This window comes from Aureimonas sp. SK2 (assembly GCF_029813115.1).
GTDB lineage: Bacteria > Pseudomonadota > Alphaproteobacteria > Rhizobiales > Rhizobiaceae > Aureimonas.
Genome location: NZ_JAPZDS010000047.1, coordinates 1 through 2,456 on the forward strand (window position 1 = coordinate 1; position 2,456 = coordinate 2,456).

Sequence of the window (2,456 nt, forward strand, 5' to 3'; positions counted from 1 at the left end):
CGTAAGCGTTGTCCCGAGGGCACCTTTCGGCATGCCGCCTGAGGGACGATGTTGGAGCTGATTAGGAGCTCCGACACATGTCGATTTCAGAGCCTATGCCCGTGTCGGAGCCATTCCGGCGGGTCGAACTTTTCACCGGCGAAGGTCGGCGACGCAGTTGGACGCCGGATGAGAAGGCGGACATCGTTGCAGAGAGCTACGGGGATGGCGAGACGGTCTGCGGCGTTGCACGCCGTCACGGACTGACGCCTCAACAGCTCTTCACCTGGCGCCGTCTCACGCGACGCGTCATGCAGTCGGCCGATACCCCGATGTTCGTGCCGGCAGTGGTGAAGGCGCAGCCGCCGTCACCGACCCCATCGAAGCCACGCCGATCCAGGCGCCAGCGGTCTGCGAAGGCGGATATCGAGTTTGAGATCGACGGGGTCGTCGTCAGAGTTGGCTCTGCCGCGAGCCCGAAGACGATCACGGCGGTAATTGCGGCGCTGAAGGGCGGTGTATGATCGGTCCGACCGGCGCAGTCCGGGTGATGGTGGCGACGACGCCGGTGGACTTCCGCAAGGGCGCCGAAGGGCTGGCGGCGCTGGTGCGTGAGACGATGGGCGCCGACCCGTTCTCGGGCGCGGTCTACGTCTTCAGAGCCAAGCGAGCTGATCGGATCAAGCTGGTGTTTTGGGACGGCACCGGCGTGGTGCTCGTCGCCAAGCGGCTGGAGGACGGAGAGTTCCGCTGGCCGAAGGCACAGGACAGCGTCATGCACTTGACGGCGGCGCAGCTCTCGGCGCTCCTGGAAGGGCTCGACTGGCGCCGGGTCCATGCGACGCGGGAGACCCGTGTGCCGGCGATATCGGGCTGATCGAAGGGCGCAAAAGCTGTCGCCGTCGGCGCGAGGATATGATTCACTCCTCGCATGAGCATCGTGGCAGATACGCTTCCCGACGATCCCGGCACGCTGAAGGTGATGCTGATCGCCGAGCGTCTGCGCGCCGAGCGGCTCGAGCAGATCATCAAGGAATTGCAGCGTCACCGCTTCGGCCGACGGGCCGAGACGCTGCCAGAGGATCAGCTTCTGCTCAGCCTCGAGGAGGTCGAGCAGGTCGTCGCTGCTGACGAAGCGGCCGAGGAGAAAGACGCGCTGACGGTTCGTTCCGAGCGCGTCAACAAGCGTCGGGCGAACCGGGGCTCGCTCCCAGCCCATCTGCCGCGGATCGAGACCGTCGTCGATATCGAAGACAAGGCCTGCCCATGCTGTCGGCATGCCCTGCATGTCATCGGCGAGGATGTCGCCGAGCGCCTCGACATTGTGCCGGCGCAGTTCCGGGTGCTCGTCACCCGCCGTCCGCGCTACGGCTGCCGGGCCTGCGAGGGCGTTGTCGTGCAGGCCCCGGCGCCGGCCCGTCTGATCGAGGGCGGCATCCCCACAGAGGCGACGGTCGCCCAGGTGCTCGTCTCCAAATATGCCGACCACCTGCCGCTCTATCGACAGGCGCAAATCTACGCCCGCCAAGGCGTCCATCTCGACCGCTCGACGCTGGCCGACTGGGTCGGCCGCGCCGCATTCCTCCTGCGGCCCGTTCACGATCGGCTGCTCGGGCACCTGAAGGCGTCGACCAAGCTGTTTGCCGACGAGACCACCGCGCCGGTTCTCGATCCCGGTCGCGGCCGGACGAAGACGGGGCAACTCTTCGCCTATGCCCGGGACGACCGCGCCTTCGGCGGCGACGATCCGCCTGCCGTCGCCTACATCTACGCGCCCGACCGCAAGGCCGAGCGACCCATCGCTCATCTCCAGGGATTTACCGGCGTTCTTCAGGTCGACGGCTACGGCGGCTACAAGGTGCTGGCCGAGAAGGGCGACGTCCGGCTCGCCTTCTGTTGGGCCCACGTCCGCCGACGCTTCTACGAATTAGCCGCAGCCGGTCCCGCGCCGATCGCGACCGAGACGCTGGAGCGCATCGCCGCGCTCTACAGGATTGAGAACGAGATCCGTTGGCAGTCGGCAGACCGCCGCCGTCTCGTGCGGCAGGAAAGGGCCAAGCCGATCCTCGATGCCCTCGAGCCGTTCCTGCGCGAGAAGCTCGGGCTCATCAGCCAGAAGACCAAGCTCGCCGAGGCCATCCGCTACACCCTGTCCCGCTGGGAGGGCCTGAACCGCTTCGTCGACGACGGCCGCATCGAGATCGACAACAACACCGTCGAGCGCTCCATCCGCCCGCTGGCGCTGACGCGCAAGAACGCCCTCTTCGCCGGCTCGGACGGCGGCGCCGTCCACTGGGCGATCATCGCCTCGCTGGTCGAGACCTGCAAACTGAACGGCGTCGATCCGCAGGCCTACCTGGCTGCCGTCATCACCCTCATCGTCCAGGGTCACCCGAACAGCGCCATCGACGACCTCATGCCGTGGATGTTCCAGCCGGTCGCAAAACTCGCCGCCGTGGCCTGAGGACGACGCTTAC

The 2,456-nt window shown here is 66.9% G+C and carries 3 protein-coding genes; all 3 read left to right on the plus strand.

Translation table 11 applies throughout. The features are described 5' to 3' along the window. The first annotated feature begins 77 nt into the window (after window positions 1-77). Genes tnpA through tnpC form a run of 3 tightly spaced genes read left to right on the plus strand, consistent with a single transcriptional unit; the run spans window position 78 to window position 2,443 of the window. Window positions 78-503 carry an IS66-like element accessory protein TnpA gene (gene tnpA / locus O5O54_RS22090; protein WP_279484002.1) on the plus strand — a complete coding sequence of 142 codons (426 nt, stop codon included), beginning with the start codon at window positions 78-80 and terminating at the stop codon, window positions 501-503. Then, window positions 500-856 carry an IS66 family insertion sequence element accessory protein TnpB gene (tnpB, locus tag O5O54_RS22095; RefSeq protein WP_279484003.1) on the plus strand — a complete coding sequence of 119 codons (357 nt, stop codon included), beginning with the start codon at window positions 500-502 and terminating at the stop codon, window positions 854-856. Before tnpA ends, tnpB begins: the two co-directional genes overlap by 4 nt. A gap of 54 nt (window positions 857-910) precedes the next feature. Beyond that, window positions 911-2,443, plus strand: coding sequence for an IS66 family transposase (tnpC, locus tag O5O54_RS22100; protein ID WP_279484004.1), 1,533 nt, complete (start codon window positions 911-913; stop codon window positions 2,441-2,443). The last annotated feature ends 13 nt before the right edge of the window (window positions 2,444-2,456 follow it).

What these genes read in the sequence shown, in the direction of transcription:
- tnpA (WP_279484002.1), top strand. Translation starts at nt 78, where the DNA reads ATGTCGATTTCAGAGCCTATGCCCGTGTCGGAGCCATTCCGGCGGGTC.
- tnpB (WP_279484003.1), top strand. Translation starts at nt 500, where the DNA reads ATGATCGGTCCGACCGGCGCAGTCCGGGTGATGGTGGCGACGACGCCG.
- tnpC (WP_279484004.1), top strand. Translation starts at nt 911, where the DNA reads ATGAGCATCGTGGCAGATACGCTTCCCGACGATCCCGGCACGCTGAAG.